A 20451-nucleotide genomic window follows, 5' to 3' on the forward strand; every position below is an offset into this window, starting at 1 on the left:
GTCAGCCGATGGCCCGCAGGCCCTCGACGATGCGCACCCGGGCCGCCTGCACCGCCGGCACGATGGCGGCGGCCAGCCCCACCACCAGCGCACAGCCGGCCTGCATCGCCATGGTCTCGTGCGACACGGTGAACACCGGGAACACCCCGCCCACCGCCTGCTTGAAGAAGCGGGCCGCGGGCGGCGTCAATACCATGCCAAGCGCCCCGCCAAACGCGCTGATGATCATCGATTCGCCAAAAACCAGCAGTGACAGAAAGCCCGGCCCGAAGCCCAGCGCCTTCAGCGTGGCGTACTCGGTGATGCGCTCGCGTGCGCTCATGGCCATGGCATTGGCCATCACGGCCATCACGATGACGATCACCACATAGGACACCACGCGGATCGCCGCGATGATCTGGTTCGACATCGCCACAAAGCCAAGCTGGAAGGCCTGTTCGGTCTCGGTCAGCGTCTCGGCCAGCGAATTCCTGAACACGTTGTCGACGTTGCGCGAGATCGCGGCGGCATTGTCCGGGTTATCGACGCCCAGGATAAAGACGCCCACCTGGTCGGCCTGCCTGGGATTCTTCTTGCGCACGGTTTCGTTCAGGTAGTCCCAGTGGAACACCATCTGGCGCGTGATCGTGCTGTCGTCACGGCCGTCCATGATGCCGCGCACGACGAAATCCCACGTGCCGGCGTAGATCGTGCCCTTGATCGGGATGACGTCGCCAATCTTGAAGCCGTACAGGTCGGCCAGCTGCCGGCCCACCAGCGCCCCGCGGCGGTCGCGCTGGTAGTCGGCGCGCTGTGCGGGCGGGACGATGAACTCGGGGTACAGGTCCAGGTAGTTATCCGAGACGGCGAACTGGGCAAAGAAGTTCTTGGGGTCGCGGTAGACGCCGCCGAACCAGTTCGAGCGCGCCACCTGGGTCACGCCATCGACGCCCTTGATCCGGTACTCGTAGTTGAGCGGCAATGCAAACGTCAGCGAGATGGCGTTGCGGGTCACCAGTCGTGCGTTGGAAGCCGCCGACGCGCCCGCATACCAGGCATCGACCACGGTCTGCAACAGGCCGTAGGCCAGCACCGCGATCACCAGGCCCAGCACGGTCAGCGCCGTGCGCAGCTTGTGGCGCATGGCGTTGCGGGCGATCAGCTTGGGCAGGAACATGGACCGATGCCTCAGGCGCGCCGCTCGCTCTGGAGCAGTTCGCCTTTTTCCAGATGGACCAGCGACCGGGCGGCCTCGGCCGCATGGGCGTCGTGCGTGACCATGATGATGGTCTTGCCCAGGTCACTATTGAGCCGCTGCAGCATGGCAAGGATATCTGTGGCCGAACTACGATCCAGGTCGCCCGTGGGCTCGTCGGCCACGATCAGCGTCGGATCGGTAATCAGCGCCCGGGCGATGGCCACACGCTGCTGCTGCCCGCCAGACAGTTCGGTGGGATAGTGGTCCATGCGGCCGGCCAGCCCGACCATGCCCAGCACCATTTCCACACGCTCGCGCCGCTCGGCGCGGCCCAGCCGCGTCAGCATCAGCGGCAGTTCCACGTTCTCGAAAGCGGTCAGCACCGGCATGAGGTTGTAGAACTGGAAGATGAAACCCACGTGCGCGGCGCGCCAGTCGGCCAGCGAGGCCTCGGGCAGCTCCGAAATATCGACACCGCCCACCAGCAGTTCGCCACTGTCGGGCCGGTCGATGCCGGCAATCAGGTTCAGCAACGTGCTCTTACCGGACCCGGACGGACCCATCAGCGCGATAAAGTCGCCGGCCGCGATGTCCAGCGAGATGTCCGACAGCACCGGCACGGTCTGCGCGCCACGCTGGTACGACTTGGCCAGGTGGCGGATCGAAACCAGCGGGGCGCCGGCGGTTGCTGGGGCGGAAGGGTCGAGCGGCGTGGCCATGGCTTACTTCTTTGTGACGGTGACGCGGGCGCCGTCCGACAGCTTGTCGGCCGGTGCCAGCACCACGGTCTCGCCGGCCTTCACGCCCTGGACGGCCTGCAGTTCGCCAATCTTTGCGCCCCGGGTCACCGGCACCTGCCTGACCTTGCCGTCGGCCACCACGAACACCACGGCCTTGCCGTCACGCTCCACCACGGCCGATGGCTGCACCGCGGTCAGCGGCTTGCTGTCTTCGGGCGGCACCGGCCTGGACAGGAAGGCGATCTTGGCGCTCATGTCGGGCAGCACGCGCTGGTCGCGGTCGACAAAGCGGATCTTGACCAGCACTGTGGCCTTGGACCGGTCCACGGTCGGCACGATGCGCGACACGCGCCCGGCCATGCGCAGGTTGGGCAGCGCATCGAGCAGGATCTCGCAGGGCTGCTCCACCGTGATCTTCGCGATGTTCGATTCTGCGACGTCGGCTTCCACTTCGAGCGTGTCCATGTCCGCGATGGTCACGATCGCGCCCTTGGTGTCGGCGGCGGCCGAGAACGGCGTGATGTTGTCGCCGACGTTGGCGTGCTTGATCAGCACCACCCCGTCGAACGGGGCGCGGATCACGGTCTGCTCGACCGAGACCTCGGCCGCGCGGGCGTTGGCCCTGGCCGACGTGATCGATGCCTGGGCATTGCTGATCGACGCGCGTGCCTTGTTGTAGCGGGCCAGGTCGGCGTCGTACTGCTGCTTCGAGATGGCCTTCGGCTCCAGCAGCATCTCCGACCGCTTCAGGTTGACCTCGGCATCGCGCAGTTCGGCCTGCTGCAACTGCAGGTTGGCTTCGGCCACCTGCACCTGCGCGCGCGCCTGGGCGGCCGAAGCCGCCACGTCGCGGCTTTCCACACGGGCGATGATCTCGTCTTTCTTGACGCGCGAGCCTTCCAGCACGCCCAGCCATTCGAGCCGGCCCTGAGCCTTGGAGGCCACCGCGGCCTTGCGCTGGGGTACGACGTAACCCGTGGCGTTCAGCAGCGTGTAGTTCTGGGAAGGGTAGGCCGCCGTGATCGTGGTGGTCTCCACAGGCTGCGGGCCCGCCAGCCGGGCGCCCACGCCAATCACCACCAGCAGGATCGCCGCGATGATCGCGTAGCGCACCCAGCGGCGGCGCCGGCGTGGCGCGGGCGCCATGGCACTGCGGTCGATTTTCAGCTTGCTCAGGTCTTGATCAGCCAATTTGGGAACCGTTTGGTTGCGGTATGCAGAAAAAGGCTCCCAGTATAGCGATTGTGCAAGGGGGTAAAGCGCCTGAAAGAACGTCCACCGGACGCCGTTACAGCAGCTTGCCCGGATTCATGATGCCGCTGGGGTCGAACACCTGCTTGATGGCGCGCATCAGCCGCAGTTCCAGCGGATCTTTCAGGGCCAGGAAGGCGTCGCGCTTGAGCTGGCCAATGCCGTGCTCGGCGCTGATGCTGCCGTTGTAGCGTGCCACTTCCTCCATCACCTCGTCGCTGACGGCCTTGCCGTCGCCGAGTGCCCATTTCGGGTCCGCGCCAAGCGGGCGCGACAGGTTGTAGTGCAGGTTGCCATCCCCGAAATGGCCGAAGATGAACGGCCGGATGCCCGGGTACCGCGCCAGCAGGCGGGCTTCCATCGATGCCATGAAGGCCGGAATGCTTTCGATCGGCAGCGATACGTCGTGCTTCAGGTGCAGGCCGTCGGCGCGCTGCGCCTCGGAGATTTCCTCGCGCAGGCGCCACAGGCCCTGCAGCTGGGCCAGCGACGCGGAAACGGCCGCGTCCCGGCACAGGCCCTGTTCCAGCGCATCGCCAATGACCGATTCCAGTAGCGCGTTCAGCACGTCTTCGGACGCCGTATCGGCAATTTCCAGCAGCACATAGGCCGGATGGCGCTCGGCAAATGGCGCCTGGACGTTTTCGGCGTGGGTCAGCACCAGGTCCAGGCAGGCGCCGGTGAAGAACTCGTAAGCCTGCAGCCGGGCACCGCAGCGGGCGAACAGCAGCGCATACAGTTCCAGCGCCTGTTGCGACGATTCCACGGCGGCCAGCACCACGGCGCGCGAATCGGCGCGGGGCGACAGACGCAGCGCGGCGGCCGTGATGATGCCGAGCGTGCCCTCCGATCCAATCAGCAGCTGCTTGAGGTCGTAGCCGGTGTTGTCCTTGCGCAACGTGCGCAGGCCGTGAAAGACTTCGCCGCTGGGCAGCACCGCTTCCACGCCCAGCACCAGTTCGCGCGTCATGCCATAGCGCACCACGTTGACGCCGCCGGCGTTGGTGGCCAGGTTGCCGCCGATCTGGCACGAATCCTCGGCCGCCAGCGACAGCGGGAACAGGCGGTCGTTTTCCTCGGCGGCGCGGCGCAGGTTGCCCAGGATGCAGCCCGCTTCGGCCACCATGGTGTTGGCGATGGTGTCGATCGAGCGGATCTTGTCCATGCGATCCAGGCTGATCACCACGTTGGCGGGACTGTTGCCGGGCGCCGCGCCGCCGCACAGGCCGGTGTTGCCGCCGCGCGGCACCACCGGCACGCCCGACTGCTGGCACAGCGCCACCGCCTGCGCCACCTGTTCGGTCGTGCGCGGCCGCACCACGGCCTGCGCGTGGCCCTTGTACAGGCCGCGCCAATCGGACAGCCAGGGCGCCACGTCATCGGGCGCGGTGGCAACCACCTCTGGGCCAAGGGCTTCGGTCAGGCGTTGGGCGAATGCGGTATCGAACATGATCGGCAATGGAAGCGAAATGGAGAAATTACGATTGGCGCAGCGGCAGGCCCAGGCGGCCCGCGGCATTGCGCAGGTGTTCGGTGGCGCGCTGGCGGGCCAGTTCGGCGTCGCGCGCGCGGATGGCGTCGAAGATCGCCACGTGTTCGCCGTGCACCTGCCGCGGCAGGCCCGGCTGGCGGCTGGAATTGACGCGGGCGGCGCGCACGGCGTGGTGAAGCTGCAGGTTCATGTACTGCAGCAATTGAAGGTAATACGGGTTGTGCGTGGCGGTGGCGATGGCGATATGGAACTGGATGTCGGGTTCCACGCCATGGTCGGGATCGTCGATATGCGCGGCGATTGTCTGGAGCAGGGCGCCCATCCGCGTCACGTCCGCCTCGGTGCGATGCCGGGCGGCCATGGCCGCCGCCGCGCTTTCCAGGTCGATCCGCAACTCGAAAATCGCGGCCAGGTCGGTGGCGTCGGCACTGCCAGCCAGGCGGAATCCGCTGTCGCTGACACGCGATCGCACGGTGCTGCCCAGGCCCTGGCGGCTCTCGATCATCCCTTGCGAACGCAAGTGTTCAGTGACCTCGCGGATGACGGCGGCGCTGACGCCATAACGCTCCGATAGCTGCTTGCCCGTGGGCAGCCGCGCCCCGACGGGAAATGTCCCGTCGGCGATCTCGCCGCGCAACTGCTGGATGACGCGCTCGGTCAAGGTGATGGGCCGTGTCTGCATAGGCCAGCACCTTACGCTCTTCTGGTTATATGAAAACCAGGTATTTACCCTTATGTGGGCGCGTCGAGGTGCGGCGGCAGCGGGCGGGCGAGGGGCGGCCTGAAGCTTTCTCCTCTCTCCCGCATGGGCATGTACAGGCCGGGAGAGCGAGAGACAACCCGGGGATTTACATCCCCGGCGGCGGGTTCAGCGGAATCTGGTTGCGCAGGCTCAGGTTCATCACGTTCCAGGCGCGGATGGCGGCCACGGTATAGCAAAGCTGGGCGATGTCTTCCTCGCTGAAGTGTTCGCGCAGTGCCAGATAGGCGGCGTCCGTATCGTCGCGAAGGGGCAGGGCGTTCATGGCCTCGGCCCAGCCCAGCGCGGCGCGCTCGCGGGCATCGAAGAACGGGGCCTCGCGCCAGCCGGCGATGGCGTTCAGATGGCGGGGGTCAACGCCTTGCTTGATCAGGTCGCGCCAGTGCATATCGATGCAGAGGCCGCAGCCGTTCAGTTGCGATACGCGCAACTGGACCATTTCGACCAACCGTTCGCCAAGCGAACTTTTCTTGCACGATTGCGACAGTGCGATCAAGGCCTTCTGGCTGGCCTGGGTAAGGGGGAAGAAGTTGAGGCGTGCAGACATGCGGTTCTCCAATTCGTCAGAATTTGTCGGATTCAGGAAGACGGACGCGGCAATTCGCATCCGTTTGTCCATAAGACGAACGGCGAGGCGCAGTTGTGACAGGTTTTCCGAAAATCTTTCTGTTGCCGGCGCGTCGGCCGGCGGTCAGAGCTTGCCTTCGATCGCCTTGCGCTCGCGCCACATCTCCTGCACGAACGGGTCGGTGATGCCATACAGCCCGTGGCCCTTGCGCATGATCAGGTTGGTGGCCATCAGTTCATTGACCACCGGCTGCGCCTCTTCCACCTTGACCTCCCGGCCGATGGCCTTCGAGTAGGCCGCGGCGGCATCGGCCGAGAACAGCCCGCGCGCATCGCCGTCGGCCGAGGCAATCCGGTCGAAGATGGCCGTGGCCAGGCCGCCCAGTTGTTCCAGCTTCATCAGTTCGATATCGGCGGCGGTCGAGCGCAGCGTGTTGGCAATCACGGGCAGGTGTTCGTCGGGATCGCTGCCGGGCGGCAGGTGGAAATGCAGCTGGCGCAGCGCCTTGATCATTTCCTCGGGCCGGTTGCCCAGCGTCTGGAACGCCTTGACGGCCACCTCCAACGAAGGCTGGGCGGTAAAGCCCTCGGCGGACAGCCGTTCCAGCAGGTAGGCCACGTATTCCTTGTCCAGCACCGGATAGGCCACCGACGTGGCGCCCGTGAACGCCTGGTTGCGGCGCGCCGTCAGCTCCCCGACCAGCGCGCGGTGCGACCCCGTGCCGACGAACAGGAAGTGCCCGGACGTGTTCGGCCGGGGATTGATGGCGTCACGCGCGGCTTTCAGCGCCAGCAGCATCTGGTTGCCTTCCTCGGACGTGATGGCGTGCTGCACTTCATCGACAATCAGCACCACATCGGTTCGGCCCTGGTCCACCACCTCTTTCAGCGCCTGGGCCAGCGTGGCGCCGCCGGGCTCGCCCAGCGTGTCCAGCTTGAACCCGAACTTGAAGCCGAGCGCCCCGATATCGGCGCCGGCCAGCCGCCGTAGCTTGCGCACGGCGGCGGCGGGCAGCGATTCCAGTTCGGACAGCTTTTCGCGGATGGCGTCGCGGATCAGGGTGGCGGGGCTGCGCTGGGTATCGCTCCACAGATCGACGTAGATCACGATGGCGCCCAAGTCTTCCAGCGCCGGTATCAGGTCGTTGACCAGGAACGTGGTCTTGCCGATGCGCCGCAGGCCCGACAGGAACAGGCCGGAACGTAGCCCTTCGTCCAGCACGCTCGGATGCAGCAACTGCCGCGCCATCTGGCGGGCAAGCTCTGGACGCTTGAAGACGTAGGTCATGGCGGGTTTGGTCTGAATTATTGGATTCCCATAATTATAGGGTTTTTATAAATCGAAATAAAAGCTTAAGACCGGGATCTGCGTGTTTGAAGTGGACAAGAAGGCATTTGCGCACGTGCTTCCGGTGGCAGAATGGCACTTTGCCGCGATCCCGGGGCCTCCCATGCAACTTTCACCCGCTATCCCAATCCTGCGCATCTTCTCGGTCGACAAGGCGAAAGAGTTCTATCTCGACTTCCTTGGCTTCACGCTGGACTGGGAACACCGGTTTGGCGACGACTTCCCGCTCTATGCCCAGGTCTCGCGGTCCGGGCTGACGCTGCATCTCAGCGAGCACCACGGCGACGCCACGCCGGGGTCAGCCATCTTCGTGCCGATCGACGACGTGGATGCGCTCCACCGGGAACTGACCGCGCGGCAGTACCGCTATGCCAGGCCCGGCGTGGAAGACGCCGGTTGGGGCCGCCAGCTGCAGGTCAAGGACCCGTTCGGCAACCGGCTCTGCTTCTGCCAGCAGACGGCGTAGCAGGCATCAATCGGCCGGCAGGATCGACGGATTCCACACCACTTCCCAGAGATTGCCGTCCGGGTCCTGGAAGTAGCCGGCGTAGCCGCCATAGAACGTATCCTGGGCCGGCTTGACGATGGTCCCGCCCGCGCGTTCCACCTGCGCCATCACCTGGTCCACCTCGCCCTTGCTGGACACGTTGTGGCCGATCGAGAAGCCGGTGGGGCAGGGCGCGCTGGGGGGCAGCCCGGTATCCCAGGCCAGATTGTCGCGTGCCCAGAGCGCCAGCTTCAGGCCGGCCTGCAGGTCGAAAAAGGCCACCGCGCCGTGTTCGAATTCCTTGCCGACAATGCCCGGCGTGGCCAAGCCAAGGCCATCGCGATAGAAGCCCACCGCGCGTTCGAGGTCGGTCACGCCGAGCGTCAGCACCGAGATGCGGGGTTTCATGGGGTCTCCTTGATGGGCGATGGCACGGGCGATGGCACGGCGGCGACATCGTCCAGGCGTATGTCGCGCAGCGATGCGGTGGCCTTGGCGATGGCGCGCGACAGCCGCGCGATTTCGTTCAGATGTTCGATCATGTCGTTGGCCAGCCGGAAGTTGGCCACGTCTTCGGGGCTGCGCAGATGCAGTTCGGCCATGATGGCCTGCCGGGCGGTGGCGGCCATGGATTCCAGCGCCGGCTTGGCCGCCACGATGCGGGCCACGGCGTCGATATCGGGATGCACCACCGTATTCACCGCGCTTTCCAGCTGGGCGATGACGGCCGACGCAAATGCCATGGCATCGGCATTGCGCAGGCGGTCCAGGCGCTCGGTGGCGGCGCCCTGCGACAGCCGGCGCTGGCTCAGCGCCAGCATGCTCGTGGTAGCCACTTCGCGGATGGCATCGAGCGTGGCCGCGATGCGGGTCAGACCCACCATCTGGTGGCTTTCGTCCTCGCTGTCGTTGCCATCGGACAACTGGCCGATATAGCCGAGAATGGCCGTGCTCAGCGATTCCGCTGACTGGTCCTGCCCGGCGATGGCCACCGCGTCCTGCGCCGTGCCGCGTACGGCGATATCGGCGCCACGCTCCACCAGCCCCTGCACCTGCCGGCCCAGGCTGGCCAGTTCCAGTTGCACGCGCGCGATACCCAGCGCGGGCATGTCGAGCAGCGTGTCATCGAGGTAGCGCGGCACGCCCGGGTCGTGCAGCGTCTTGCGCGTGGCCGGCGCGATGCGCTGGGCCAGCCGGCCGATGGGCCCCGTGAACCAGATCAGGATGGCCGTGCTGAACAGGCTGAAGATGGTATGGGCATTGGCGGCCTGGCGCGGCGTTTCGGCGGCCAGCCGCGCCGCCCCGGTCAGCGCGGGCGCGCTCGGCGACACCATCCGCACCAGCTCCGCGAACTGCGGAATGATGAACGCAAAGAACAGCACGCCGAGCACATTGAACAGCAGATGGACGATGCCCACCTGCGTGGCCTCGGCATTCTTGCCGATGGCCGCCAGCAGTGCCGTGCCGCAGGTGCCGACATTGGCGCCCAGGATCAGCGCGATGCCCGATTCCAGCGGAATCAGCCCCTGGCTGCCCAGCGCGATCACAATGGCCAGCGTGGCGGCCGAACTCTGCACGATGGCCGTGAATACCGCGCCGATCACGATGCCCAGCAGCGGGTTGCGCATGTCCTGCATCGCGGCGATGAATGGCTCGAAATTGCGCAGCGGCCGGGTGGCGTTGCCCATGAACTCGATGCCCAGGAACAGCAGCCCCAGGCCCAGCAGCACGCCGCCCAGCTGGCGCAACAGTTCGCGCTTTGCAAAACCATGCAGCAGGAAGCCCAGCGCCAGCAGGAACGGCGTGATCGCGGAAATATTGAAGGCGATGATCTGGGCGGTCAGCGTGGAGCCGATATTGGCGCCCATGATGACCGGGATCGACTGCGCCAGCGTCATCAGCCCCGCCGAGACAAAGCCGACCAGCAGGACCGTGGTGATGGTGGACGAATTGAGCAGCGCGGTGATGCCCGCTCCGGCCAGCACGCCGCGCCAGCGGCTGGCCGTCAGCGTGCCAAGCAGCGACTGCAGCCGCGCCCCGGCAATAGCCTTGAGGCCGCCTGTCATGCAATCGAGTCCGTACAGGAACAGGGCCAGCCCGCCCACCAGCAGGCCGACGATTTCAAGCAGGTTCAGCGACGCACCAGGCTGCATGGCGATAGACCTATCGGGACGGCGAAGCCGCCGTAGTTGGCCGCTATTGTAGGCCGCTATCGGCTGAATCTGCCGGCCACGCCGCAGCGGGGCCGAACCCGGGTCGCCGGCCCTCGTTGCGCGCCATCGCCACGGCTACAATGCGTCCTCGCCCCAGCCACCTTATGTCCGCCCATGCCTCCAGCCGCTCGCACTTTGCGTTGCCTTGCCATCCTTCCTCCGCTGTGGGCCGGACTGTCCGCGCTGGCGATTGCCGGGTCGGCACAGGCGGCACAGGCGGCCGATGCCGATGCCATCCAACGGGCTGTCGATGCGGCGGTGCAGCCGGTCATGGCCCAGTACCAGGTGCCGGGCATGGCTGTGGCGATTACCGCCGGCGGCCAGCACCGGATCTTCAACTATGGCGTGGCCTCGCGGCAGGGCAACCGGCCCGTTACCGACGACACGCTTTTCGAGATCGGATCGGTCAGCAAGACCTTTACGGCCACGCTGGCAGCCTGGGCGCAAGCGCGCGGCGTGCTCTCGCTCGATGACAAGGCCACCCGCTACCTGCCAAGGCTTGCCGGCAGCGCGTTCGACCGTATCAGCCTGCTGGAACTGGGCACGTACACGGCGGGCGGGCTGCCACTGCAGGTGCCGGACGCCGTCAATACCATGCCGCAGATGATCGAATGGCTGCGCCGCTGGCAGCCCGACGCCGCACCGGGCACGCAGCGGCGCTATTCGAACGTCAGCGTCGGCCTGTTCGGCCTGGCGGCCGCCCAGGCGCTGGACGCCTCGTTCGACAGCGCGATGGCGCGGCAACTGATTCCGAAGCTCGGCCTGACCCATTCGTGGGTGCAGGTGCCCCGCGCGCAGATGGTCCACTACGCATGGGGCTACCGCGACGACAAGCCCGTGCGCGCGTCGGCCGGCGTGTTCGATGGGCAGGCCTACGGCATCAAGACCACCGCCGCCGACATGATCCGCTACGTGGAGCTGAACATCGATGGGCAGGCTGTCTCCGACGCCGCCCTGCGCCAGGCGCTGGCCGCCACCCATGCGGGCTACTTCCGGGTGGGCGGGATGACGCAGGGACTGGGCTGGGAACGCTATGGCTGGCCGGTATCGCTGGATGTGCTGCAGGCCGGCAACGACGCGCGCATGGTGCGCGACGCCCAGGCCGTGCAGCGCATCGATCCGCCGCAACCGGCGCCGGCCGACGTCCTGATCAACAAGACTGGCTCGACCAATGGGTTTGGCGCCTATGTGGCATTCGTGCCGGGGCGGCGGATCGGCGTGGTGATGCTGGCCAACCGCAATCTGCCGATCCCCGCGCGAGTACAGGCCGCCTACGCGATCCTGCAGGCGCTGGACGGAGCCGGAGCGGCCGGGATCGGGTCCGCGCCGCAGGGCCGGTAAGTCGGGGCTGGCGGCTGGCCGTCAAAAAAAGAACCCGCCTGACGCGAATCAGGCGGGCTTGCAGGGGGAGGTTAAACAGGACGGGTCAGGTCCTGCGATGAAGCTTAGAGTGAGGCACATGCACAAGCTGTAGGCGTTTGTCTGATTTTGCATTTCTGGCAGTTTGGCCCCGCGTTCAGGCCCGGAATGCAGGCCGTGCATGGCTTCCCCCGCATCGCGGTATCGCGCTGGCAATTTGGCGGGCCACACGCTACGATGCGTTTTTATGCAACCAGTTGCATAAGTTATCCGAAGATTGCCCATCCCCATCTTTGCCACCCAAGGAGACCTGCATGGACGTTCAAGGCCTGAACCCCGCCGCGCAACAGACGCTGGCTGCCTGGCACGCGTTGCTGGCGCGCAATGCCATGGAAGAACTGGACCCGCTGCTGTCGGACCGCATCGTATTTCGCTCGCCTGTGGCGCATACGCCATATCCGGGGCGTGCGGCGATCAAGCTGGTGCTGAAGACGGTGAACACGGTGTTCCACAACTTCACCTACCACCGCATGTTTGCCACGGACGATGGCAAGAGCGCCGTGCTGGAATTCAGTGCCGAGGTCGATGGCAAGGCGCTGAAAGGCATCGACATGCTGCGGTTTGACGAGGCCGGCAAGATCGAGGAGTTCGAGGTCATGGTGCGGCCGATGTCCGGCCTGCATGCGCTGGCCGAAGCCATGGGCGCCCGGCTGGCCGCCCAGAAGGCCGTGCTGGCCGGCGCGGAGTAGTCTTCAGCCCACAGCCCACAGCCCTCAGCCCTCAGCCCGCCACCTTCCGTCCGGCCGCGCCCTTGGTCAGGAAGATGGCGGATGGCGGAGGTCGAGCGTGACCACGCGCAGCGTGGCGTCGTCGGGGCAGACCGTATCCGCGAAGCCAAGACGGTGCGCCAGCCCCCGCATGCCGCGATTGGCCGACAGCACATAGCCCTCCATCGTGCCGAACCCGGCCGCCCGCGCCAGTGCGATCAGCGTCTGCATCAACAGGCTGCCCAGGCCCGAGGATTGCCAGCCGTCGAGCACGGTCACGGCGAACTCGCACGCATCGCGCCCCGGCAGCGCCACGTAGCGCGCACCGCCCACCAGATGCCCGCTCTCGGCGGTGCCCGCCACGGCGGTCAGCGTGCAGTCTTGCCCCGGCACCGGGTGAACCACATCGTCGAGCAGCGCCTCGGGCAGGTCGTGCATGGCGGCCATGAAGCGTGTGTAGCGGGAATCGTCGGACAGCAGCGAGAACGCTTCGACAATGCCCGCCTTGTCGTCTTCGCGGATCTTGCGCACCACCACCGGCTGGCCGTTGCGCAGGCTGGCGTGCAGGGGCAGTTGGGGCAGGGCGGCTGTCGTCGGACTGGCGTCGGTCGGCATGGAGGGTCCGGGAAGATGGGGGATGGACGGTGATGTCATGGTAGGCAACCCGGCGCGAAGCCGCCAAGGGCGCCGGCCCCGCAGTGCTTCCACCGGGCCGCATTGGCGAAATCCCCAAGCCAGATATCCTTGACTTCCCCTTGCACGCCGCCTTGAATACGCAAACTGAACAGTGATCAGTTCGGATCGGGGAGACAGCGTGGAAACAGCGCAGCAACGCGTGCAGGAAGAGGCGCATGGCAAGGCAGCCCAGCCAGCGCCGGACGGCATCTGGTCGAAGGGCAACTTTGCGCCGGTGACCCGGGAAATCGCCGCCGCCGGGCTCAGGGTGCGGGGCGAGCTGCCCCGGGAACTGGCCGGCACCTTGTATCGGAATGGTCCGAATCCGCGTTTTCCGACGGCGGCCACGCACTGGTTCGGCGGGGACGGCATGATCCACGCCATTGCGCTGGCCGATGGCGCGGCCAGCTATCGCAACCGCTGGGTCCGCACGCCGAAATGGCGCGACGAAGATCGGGCCGGCCGCGCGCTGTTCCGCGCGTTTGCGGGCAAGCTGCCCGATGCCCCTGAATGGGCGGGCGACGACCGGGGCGTGGCCAACACCCATATCGTGTGGCACGGCCAGCGGCTGCTGGCGCTGGAGGAGGCGCACCGGCCGACGTGTATGACGCCCGGCACGCTCGAAACGCTGGGCTACGCCGACTATGGTCCGCTGCAGGGTCCGTTCACGGCCCATCCGAAGATTGATCCGCTGACCGGCGAAATGTTCTTCTTCGGATACAACGCCGATGGCCCGCTGACGGCTGCCATCACCACCGGCACCATTGGCCCCGATGCGCGGCTGACCCGGCATCTCAAGTTCGACACGCCGTACTGCAGCATGGTCCATGACTTCATGATGACCACGCGGCATCTGCTGTTTCCGGTCCTGCCGCTGACAGGCAGCCGCGAGCGGCTGGACAAAGGCCTGCCGCCGTATGCATTCGAGGCAGACCGGCCGTCGATGATCGGCATCATGCGGCGCGATGCACCGTCCGGCGTGCCGCGCTGGTTCCAGGGCCCGCCGTGCTATGTGTTCCACGCGATGAACGCGTGGGAAGAGGGCGACACGATACACGCCGACGTCATGGTCTACGACGAGGCGCCGCTGTTTCCGCGCCCGGACGGGTCGCCGGGCGACCGGTCGCGCCAGCTGGCCTACCTGACCCGCTGGACCTTCGATCTGGCCAATGGCCGCGACACCTTCACCAGCCAGCGCCTGTGCGACATCCCGGGCGAATTTCCGCGCATCGACGACCGGCTTGCCGGTCGCCAGCACCGGCATGGCTGGTTCGCCGCGTCGGTGCCCGGGGAAGCCGCGCGCCAGGGGCCATCGGACGAGGCGGAACGGCAGGGCATCGTGCATCTCGACGCCGTGACCGGCGCCCAGGCCACGTTGTGGCTGCCGCCGGGCGACGCGACCTCCGAGCCGGTGTTCGCGCCGCGTGGCCGCGCCGAGGGCGACGGCTGGCTGCTGGCCGTGGTGTGGCGCGCTGCATCGCATACCAGTGAACTGCTGGTGCTTGATGCCCTGGATATCGAGGCCGGGCCGGTGGCCACGGTGGAGCTGCCGCAGCGCGTGCCGTTCGGCTTCCACGGCAACTGGGTGGAAGGAGCCAACGCATGAGCCGGCTCCTGCGGGTGGCGTGGCCCGTCATGCTCGACACGCTGGGTGTGCTGGTGTTTGCCGTGCTGATGGCGCTGAACGTGGATGTCCGCATCGCCACGCTGGCGGGGCTGGTCGTGGCACTGGCCGTGGTCGGCCGGGAAATCGTCCACCGGCGCCGCGTGGCAGTGCTGCAGTGGATCAGCCTGGCGTCGGTCGTGGTGTCGTCGATCGCCACCTGGGTCACGTCCGATCCGCGCTTCGTGATGGCCAAACCGAGCATCCTGTTCCTGGTGATCGGCGTGGTCATGCTGCGCGGCGGCTGGATGAACCGCTATGTGCCGACCGCCATCGCGCCGCGCGTGGAGCCCGAGATGACGTTCTTCGGCTACGCCTGGGCGGTGCTGATGCTGGTGTCCGCCGCGCTGAACGCAGCGGTGGCGATCTGGCACCCGGCGTCGTGGCCGGCCTTTATCGCGATCTATCCGGCGGTGTCCAAGGGCGTGCTGTTCTGCGTGCAGTACGGCGTGGTGAAAGCCGCGTTGCGCCGGCGCCCGGCCCCGGTCGCCGACGCCGAGGCCGCGCTGGACAGCCAGGCGGCTCTGTAACCGCCGGATGCGCGACGGCCGCGGTAGCATGGAACCCCGCGACACCAGGCAGCAACCCGGCATGACCGAGCCATCCAAGGCGACCCGTGCGCCCCGGCCCCGCAAGACGCCCACGGGGGCGGCCACCAAGCCGGAAGGGCAGTGGCACCACGGCGATCTGCGCGCGTCGCTGATCGCCTGGGGCCTGCATCTGATCGATACCGAAGGCGTGGCCGCCATGAGCATGCGCACCGCCGCCCGGCTTGCTGGCGTGTCGGCCGGCGCGCCATCGCACCACTTCCAAGACCGCAACGGCCTGCTGGCGGCCATTGCCGCGCAGGCGTTCCGCGAACTCAAGCATTTCAGGAGCGAACGCGCCGCCCGGCTGCCCAACGCCACCCCGGCCGACCGCCTGCGCGGCCTGCTGGTGGGCTATGCGGAATTCGCCCACACCTATCCGGCGCGCTTCCACCTGATGTTCGGCCCCGGCGTCGCGCGCCGCAGCGACTACCCGGAACTGACGCAGGCCGCCGGCGACTCGTTCTCGCGCGTGCGCGAGGCCGTGGCCGCGTGCCTGGACGGCAAGGCGCCTGCCCACCTGACCGAAGAACAACTGGCCTTCGCCGTCTGGATCGCCGCCCACGGCCTGGCCACGGCTACCGCCAGCAACGCGCGCCTGTCGGCGCTATCGGCGCTATCGGCCGAACCGCTCGACATCGACCAGATGGCCGGTGTGGTGGCGGAATTTTGCCTGCAGGCATTGAGGGCGTGCACCGCCTGAACGGCCCCGGCGTCAAAAGCCAAAGAAAAGCCAAAGAATAGCCAAGGAAAAGCCAAGGAAAAGCCAAGGAAAAGGGGCGCCGATACCGATCGGCGCCCCGCATGCCACAGGCTACATCACTTGCGCAGGTCGAAGCGGTCGAGGTCCATCACCTTGGCCCAGGCGGCGACAAAGTCCGTGTAGAACCTGTCTGCGCCGTCGGCACTGGCGTACACCTCGGACAGCGCCCGCAACTGCGCGTGCGAGCCGAACACCAGGTCGACCCGCGAGCCGGTCCACTTGACCGCGCCGGTCTTGCGATCGGCGCCCTCGAACACGTCGCGCGACAGCGGCGTCCACTCCAGGCTCATGTCGAGCAGGTTGCGGAAGAAGTCGTTGGTCAGCGTCTCGGGCCGGTCCGTCAGCACCCCGTGCGCATCCTTGCCATGATGGACGTTCAGCACGCGCAGGCCGCCAATCAGCACCGTCATCTCTGGCGCGGTCAGCGTCAGCAGCTGCGCCTTGTCGATCATCATGTGCTCGGCCGGCACGCGCACGCGCGGGTTGATGTAGTTGCGGAACGCGTCGGCGGTCTGCTCCATGGCGTTCATCGACTTCACGTCGGTCTGGTCCTGCGACGCATCCATGCGGCCCGGCGAGAACGGCACGGTCAGCGTCTTGCCGGCCTTTTCCGCTGCCTTCTCGATGGCCGCATTGCCCGCCAGGACGATCAGGTCAGCCAGCGAGACCTTCTTGCCGCCCGACGCCGCGCCGTTGAAGTCCTTCTGGATGGCTTCGAGCCTGGACAGTACCTTGCCAAGCTGATCGGGCTCGTTGATCGCCCAGTCCTTCTGCGGGGCCAGGCGGATACGGGCACCGTTGGCGCCGCCGCGCTTGTCGGAGCCGCGGAAGGTCGAGGCCGACGCCCACGCCGTCTTGACCAGCTCGGAGATCGACAGCCCCGACGCCAGCACCTGCTGCTTGAGCGCGGCGATGTCCTTGTCGTCCACCAGCGGGTGGTCCACCTTCGGGATCGGGTCTTGCCAGAGCAGTTCCTCGGTGGGCACTTCGGGGCCCAGGTAGCGCGCCACCGGGCCCATGTCGCGGTGGGTCAGCTTGAACCAGGCACGGGCGAAGGCATCGGCAAAGGCCTTCGGATCGTCCTTGAAGCGGCGCGAGATCTTCTCGTAGACCGGGTCGAAGCGCAGCGACAGGTCGGTGGTCAACATGGTCGGCTTGAGCTTCTTCGACGGATCGTGCGCGTGCGGCACCGTCTCGGGTGCATCCTTGGCCACCCATTGGTTGGCGCCGGCCGGGCTCTTGGTCAACTCGTACTCGAAGTTGAACAGGTTTTCCCAGAAACCCTGGCCCCATTGGGTCGGCGTGCTGCTCCACGTCACTTCCAGGCCGCTGGTGATGGTGTCCGCGCCCTTGCCGGTGCCGTACTTGTTCTGCCAGCCCAGCCCCTGGAGTTCCAGCGCGGCCGCCTCGGGTTCCGGCCCGACGTTGCTGGCCGGGCCCGCGCCGTGCGTCTTGCCGAAGGTATGGCCGCCGGCAATCAGCGCCACGGTTTCCTCGTCGTCCATGGCCATGCGGCCGAACGTGTCGCGGATGTCGTAGGCCGCGGCAAGGGGGTCGGGATTGCCGTCCGGGCCTTCCGGGTTCACGTAGATCAGGCCCATCTGCACCGCGCCCAGCGGATTTTCCAGATTGCGGCCCGGGTCGGTGCGGCTGACTTCCTCGCCGTGTTTTTCCACATCGGCCACCAGCACGCCGCCATCGTCCTGCCTGCCGGCCGCGCCCTTGCCGTAGCGGATATCGCCGCCGAGCCAGGTCTTTTCATCGCCCCAGTAGACGTCCTGGTCGGGTTCCCAGGTGTCTTCGCGGCCCGCGCCAAAGCCGAAGGTCTTGAAGCCCATGGATTCCAGCGCGACGTTGCCGGCCAGGATCATCAGGTCGGCCCACGAAATCTTCTGGCCGTATTTCTGCTTGACGGGCCATAGCAGCCGGCGGGCCTTGTCCAGGCTGACGTTGTCGGGCCAGCTGTTGAGCGGCGCAAAACGTTGCTGGCCGCGTCCGCCACCCCCCCGGCCGTCACCGATGCGGTACGTGCCGGCGCTGTGCCAGGCCATGCGGATGAACAGCGGACCGTAGTGGCCAAAGTCGGCCGGCCACCAGTCTTGCGAATCGGTCATCAGGTGGGCCAGGTCCTGCTTCAGCGCGGCGTAGTCGAGACTCTTGAAGGCCGCGGCGTAGTCGAATGTCTCGCCCAGCGGGTTGCTCTTGTCCGAATGCTGGGCCAGCAGGTCGAGCCGCAGCTGTTTCGGCCACCAGTCCGCATTGGTGGTCCCGCCGCCGGCGGCATGGTTGAAGGGACACTTTTCGTTAGACATGCTCTCTCCTTTGGGGGATCCAAACGGTAGTTCTTGTCTGTCTTCACGCGTCAACACTTCCACGAGGCTCTGCCTGGGCAGACCCTGTCGCACGAGAAATATAGGCGAGAGCGCATGCCAACAACATGAGAGCTTTGCAATCGGCGCGATAGGGCATTGCTATGGGGGTGGCGCCATGACGATTCGGGTTAGCACCGACCATTGGGGGCGGCGCCTGACCTATAGTTCCGGTACACCAGACCACTGCGGCGCGTGACGCCGGGAGGCGGCAATCATGACCATGGCGACGAAGCTGGCGCGATGCCTGAGCAGGACCGAGGCCCGGTTCGAAACCGTGCGTCGCCCCGGGCGGCCCGGACAGTTGGCCCACCCCGGCGACGACGCGGCCCGCAGCATCCCCGCCGACCGGCTGGCCCGCACGGTGCTGCTGGAGGACGACAAGGGCTACCTGGCCGCCGTGATTCCTGCCAGCCATCACCTGAAGCTGGCCGAACTGCGCGAGCAGACCGGGCGCAAGGTGGCCTACGCCCGTGCCGACGGCGTGCGCGAGGTGTTCCGCGACTGCGATCGGCAGGCATTGCCGCCGGTCGGCATGGCCTACGGCACGCTGACCTGGATCGACGACAGCCTGCTGACCCACGATGACGTCTACTTCGAGGCCGGCGACCGCGAGGCGCTGGTCCATATGAACGTGGACGATTTCGCGCAGCTGATGTCCGAAGCGCGGCGCGGCCATTTTGCGCATCGGGTCATGTAGGCACGGCGCGCGGCCGCTCCCACGGCATACGTGACGATCTGGCCCCCTGCCGGTATGCCGGTAGCCGGGCGGGTTCCGGCAGGCCGGCGCACGCGCTAGAACGCGAGCGTCATGGCGGCGATGACCACCTGATCGTGCGATGCCGGATTGAACCAGTAGACGCTGCCGGTGACCTTGCCCAACGTGAGCTGTACCAGGCCGCCGCGCTGGAACTCGCGATCGCCGCCGTAGATCCGCGTGCGCTGGGCGACCAGACCCACACGCAGCCACTGGACGGGGCGGAATCCCAGTTCGCTCCACGCATAGGTATAGGGCGTGGTGGAACCCGTGCCGGGCAGATACTCGGCTTCGATGTAGTAATCGAACTTGCTGACCGCGAGGCTGGCCTCCACGCCGGCAATGGGCCCGTGCGCGCTGCCCACCACGACGCCCACGATGGGCGTGACCTTGTACTGGAACGTTTCCCCGCCCGAGAACGACCAGCCGACGAAACCCGACTGGGCATGCCTGGCCTCGTAGTTGACGCGCGCTTCGAGATGCAACTGGCCATGATCGGCCCCGAAAATGCCCGAAGCGTAGCTGTCTTCGTGTCGTGGCATGTTCCAGAAGCCGGTCGCCAGGAAACTCCAGGCGGGCGGCGGGGTATCCGCAGCGGGCGCCGGCGGGATAACGGCGACCTCCTGGGCCTGCACGCCATTTGCCGCGAGCCAGATCGCAGCTGCCACCAGGGGCGCGCGCATCTTATCCCCCCAGCGCGATGACGGCGATGGTGACGGCCACGCCGAGCGCCATCATCCAGAATCCGGCCCGCCAGGGGTTGATCCCGCCGTAGTGGCCCAGCGCCGCACCGCCGACGAACAGCATGATCAGCGTCAGCACCCGGGACACCAGCAGCGCCGTGGACAGGTCGTGCAGCAGCACGAAGGGCAGGGCCACCGGGAACGTGGACAGCACGACGATAAAGAAGATGCGGATCGCGGCAAGAAAGTCGCCGCCATGCAGCGTCGGGCGGTCCGGCACGGTGGCGCCGGACACCAGCCGTAGCCGTACCGGTTCGAGATCCTCGTTGGCAATGTGCGGATTCATGGCGGGCGGCAGCGCGTCGCGGATCGCCGCGATGCCCGAGGGCGCGTCGCCATGCTTGGCCGTCAGGGCATGCTTCTGCAGCATGCCGCGCCCGGCCAGCGTCCGCACCAGATACATGATCGCGTCGACCAGCCCCCAGGCGAGATTGCAGCCGAGAGCGGCACGCAGCATGGTCTGGGCGGCATCGGGCCCGGCCGTGGCGGACGACACGGCGCCCACGAACGTCAGCGCCATGTACAGCCCGAAACACATTTCGGATACGCGATCGACCACGTCCAGGGCCGGAGCCCGATCCTCGACGCTGTCGCTCTGTGACGGATTGATAGCCGACATGCTGGTTCCTCCCCATGTGCCAGCAACGGGTCAGGACACGGTAGACCGATCCGGACGGTGCTGCCATTGGACCAACGTCCTAGCGTGCAGCGTGGGCGGCGCTCATTGGGGCAA

20 protein-coding genes are annotated in these 20451 nt (G+C 66.9%); 7 read left to right on the forward strand and 13 right to left on the reverse strand.

Translation table 11 applies throughout. From position 1 onward, the window contains the following. Window position 1 precedes the first annotated feature (1 nt). From AC3G88_RS12490 to AC3G88_RS12520, 7 genes are all read right to left on the reverse strand, one after another. Window positions 2-1156, reverse strand: a complete 1155-nt coding sequence (locus AC3G88_RS12490; RefSeq protein ID WP_488773005.1) for an ABC transporter permease — start codon at window positions 1154-1156, stop codon at window positions 2-4. Between the two features lie 11 nt (window positions 1157-1167). Then, window positions 1168-1896 (reverse strand): ABC transporter ATP-binding protein, encoded by a 729-nt coding sequence (locus AC3G88_RS12495; RefSeq protein ID WP_488773006.1) that lies wholly within the window; start codon window positions 1894-1896, stop codon window positions 1168-1170. Window positions 1897-1899: 3 nt separating this feature from the next. Next, a complete protein-coding gene (locus tag AC3G88_RS12500) occupies window positions 1900-3108 on the reverse strand; it encodes an efflux RND transporter periplasmic adaptor subunit (RefSeq protein ID WP_488773007.1) in 1209 nt (402 codons plus the stop codon). 97 nt (window positions 3109-3205) lie between these two features. Beyond that, the gene (locus AC3G88_RS12505; RefSeq protein ID WP_488773008.1) at window positions 3206-4618 is read right to left on the reverse strand and encodes an FAD-binding oxidoreductase; all 1413 of its coding nucleotides are present in this window, start codon (window positions 4616-4618) and stop codon (window positions 3206-3208) included. A gap of 28 nt (window positions 4619-4646) precedes the next feature. Continuing rightward, window positions 4647-5342 (reverse strand): FadR/GntR family transcriptional regulator, encoded by a 696-nt coding sequence (locus AC3G88_RS12510; RefSeq protein WP_153950151.1) that lies wholly within the window; start codon window positions 5340-5342, stop codon window positions 4647-4649. A 166-nt stretch (window positions 5343-5508) separates the two neighbouring features. After that, on the reverse strand, window positions 5509-5967 hold the full coding sequence (locus AC3G88_RS12515; RefSeq protein WP_488893420.1) for a carboxymuconolactone decarboxylase family protein: 459 nt from the start codon (window positions 5965-5967) through the stop codon (window positions 5509-5511). A 144-nt stretch (window positions 5968-6111) separates the two neighbouring features. Next, on the reverse strand, window positions 6112-7275 hold the full coding sequence (locus tag AC3G88_RS12520; protein ID WP_488773010.1) for an ATP-binding protein: 1164 nt from the start codon (window positions 7273-7275) through the stop codon (window positions 6112-6114). 163 nt (window positions 7276-7438) lie between these two features. Between AC3G88_RS12520 and AC3G88_RS12525 the strand changes: the two genes are divergently transcribed. After that, window positions 7439-7801: a glyoxalase superfamily protein gene (locus AC3G88_RS12525; protein ID WP_488773011.1), complete on the forward strand. Its 363-nt coding sequence runs from the start codon at window positions 7439-7441 to the stop codon at window positions 7799-7801. Between the two features lie 6 nt (window positions 7802-7807). Here the strand turns inward: AC3G88_RS12525 and AC3G88_RS12530 are convergent, their stop codons facing one another. Next, window positions 7808-8230 (reverse strand): VOC family protein, encoded by a 423-nt coding sequence (locus AC3G88_RS12530; RefSeq protein ID WP_488773012.1) that lies wholly within the window; start codon window positions 8228-8230, stop codon window positions 7808-7810. Beyond that, a complete protein-coding gene (locus AC3G88_RS12535; protein WP_488773013.1) occupies window positions 8227-9975 on the reverse strand; it encodes a Na/Pi cotransporter family protein in 1749 nt (582 codons plus the stop codon). The genes AC3G88_RS12530 and AC3G88_RS12535 overlap by 4 nt, the downstream gene beginning before the upstream one ends. Window positions 9976-10149: 174 nt before the next feature. Here AC3G88_RS12535 and ampC point away from each other — a divergent pair, with 174 nt between their 5' ends. Together ampC and AC3G88_RS12545 are read left to right on the forward strand one after the other, a co-directional pair. Next, window positions 10150-11376, forward strand: coding sequence for a class C beta-lactamase (ampC, locus tag AC3G88_RS12540; RefSeq protein WP_488773014.1), 1227 nt, complete (start codon window positions 10150-10152; stop codon window positions 11374-11376). A gap of 332 nt (window positions 11377-11708) precedes the next feature. Then, window positions 11709-12143: a nuclear transport factor 2 family protein gene (locus tag AC3G88_RS12545; protein ID WP_488773015.1), complete on the forward strand. Its 435-nt coding sequence runs from the start codon at window positions 11709-11711 to the stop codon at window positions 12141-12143. Between the two features lie 66 nt (window positions 12144-12209). On the opposite strand, the gene AC3G88_RS12550 is transcribed toward AC3G88_RS12545, so the two are convergent. Continuing rightward, window positions 12210-12776 carry a GNAT family N-acetyltransferase gene (locus tag AC3G88_RS12550; protein ID WP_488773016.1) on the reverse strand — a complete coding sequence of 189 codons (567 nt, stop codon included), beginning with the start codon at window positions 12774-12776 and terminating at the stop codon, window positions 12210-12212. 199 nt (window positions 12777-12975) lie between these two features. On the opposite strand from AC3G88_RS12550, the gene AC3G88_RS12555 reads away from it, so the two are divergent. The 3 genes from AC3G88_RS12555 (at window position 12976) to AC3G88_RS12565 (ending at window position 15789) form a co-directional block, all read left to right on the forward strand. Continuing rightward, window positions 12976-14442, forward strand: coding sequence for a carotenoid oxygenase family protein (locus AC3G88_RS12555; protein ID WP_488773017.1), 1467 nt, complete (start codon window positions 12976-12978; stop codon window positions 14440-14442). Then, the gene (locus AC3G88_RS12560; protein WP_488773018.1) at window positions 14439-15029 is read left to right on the forward strand and encodes a septation protein IspZ; all 591 of its coding nucleotides are present in this window, start codon (window positions 14439-14441) and stop codon (window positions 15027-15029) included. Before AC3G88_RS12555 ends, AC3G88_RS12560 begins: the two co-directional genes overlap by 4 nt. A 61-nt stretch (window positions 15030-15090) precedes the next feature. Beyond that, window positions 15091-15789 (forward strand): TetR/AcrR family transcriptional regulator, encoded by a 699-nt coding sequence (locus tag AC3G88_RS12565; protein ID WP_488773019.1) that lies wholly within the window; start codon window positions 15091-15093, stop codon window positions 15787-15789. Window positions 15790-15905: 116 nt separating this feature from the next. Here AC3G88_RS12565 and katG read toward each other — a convergent pair whose 3' ends face one another. Next, a complete protein-coding gene (gene katG / locus AC3G88_RS12570) occupies window positions 15906-18161 on the reverse strand; it encodes a catalase/peroxidase HPI (RefSeq protein ID WP_488773020.1) in 2256 nt (751 codons plus the stop codon). Between the two features lie 274 nt (window positions 18162-18435). Here katG and AC3G88_RS12575 point away from each other — a divergent pair, with 274 nt between their 5' ends. Further along, the gene (locus AC3G88_RS12575) at window positions 18436-18918 is read left to right on the forward strand and encodes an aminoacyl-tRNA deacylase (protein WP_488773021.1); all 483 of its coding nucleotides are present in this window, start codon (window positions 18436-18438) and stop codon (window positions 18916-18918) included. 95 nt (window positions 18919-19013) lie between these two features. On the opposite strand, the gene AC3G88_RS12580 is transcribed toward AC3G88_RS12575, so the two are convergent. Both AC3G88_RS12580 and AC3G88_RS12585 read right to left on the reverse strand, forming a co-directional pair. Continuing rightward, the gene (locus AC3G88_RS12580) at window positions 19014-19517 is read right to left on the reverse strand and encodes a hypothetical protein (RefSeq protein WP_488773022.1); all 504 of its coding nucleotides are present in this window, start codon (window positions 19515-19517) and stop codon (window positions 19014-19016) included. 142 nt (window positions 19518-19659) lie between these two features. Then, the gene (locus tag AC3G88_RS12585) at window positions 19660-20337 is read right to left on the reverse strand and encodes a VIT1/CCC1 transporter family protein (RefSeq protein ID WP_488893421.1); all 678 of its coding nucleotides are present in this window, start codon (window positions 20335-20337) and stop codon (window positions 19660-19662) included. Window positions 20338-20451: the final 114 nt, after the last annotated feature.

The sequence above is a fragment of the Cupriavidus sp. 86D6 genome (genome assembly GCF_057815095.1).